Origin of the sequence: Rhodoferax ferrireducens (assembly GCF_003347515.1) — a bacterium.
In the GTDB taxonomy this organism is placed as follows: Bacteria; Pseudomonadota; Gammaproteobacteria; order Burkholderiales; family Burkholderiaceae_C; genus Rhodoferax.
The window spans coordinates 1-280 of record NZ_QEII01000089.1 but is presented as its reverse complement, the minus strand read 5'-3'; the positions used below and the strand labels follow the sequence as shown (position 1 = coordinate 280).

1 pseudogene is annotated in these 280 nt (G+C 56.1%); it reads left to right on the top strand.

The features are described 5' to 3' along the window. Nucleotides 1-148: 148 nt before the first annotated feature. A pseudogene (locus tag C5P05_RS00360) lies at nt 149-280 on the top strand (IS66 family transposase); the annotation flags it as partial.

Here is a 280-nt window from a genome sequence, read left to right as displayed (position 1 = left end):
TTCATGAAGCAGCTGTAGCCGCCAAGCACCCGGAACTTATGTGCGCACAGGTTCTCCGACGGACGAGTGGATCGCCCGTCGGAGAACGGGTCGACGCAACATATCTTTGGCAGCAACATAGCCACTGGTATGTGGTGCACCACATACCAGTGGCTACAAATCGTTATTCACAAAGGGCATCGTGGAGGCGGGCTGCATGGCTCATGCCCGGCGCAAGCTGTTTGAGCTGCATGCGAACCACTCCAGCCAGATTGCCCAGACTGGGTTGAAGTTGATCAGT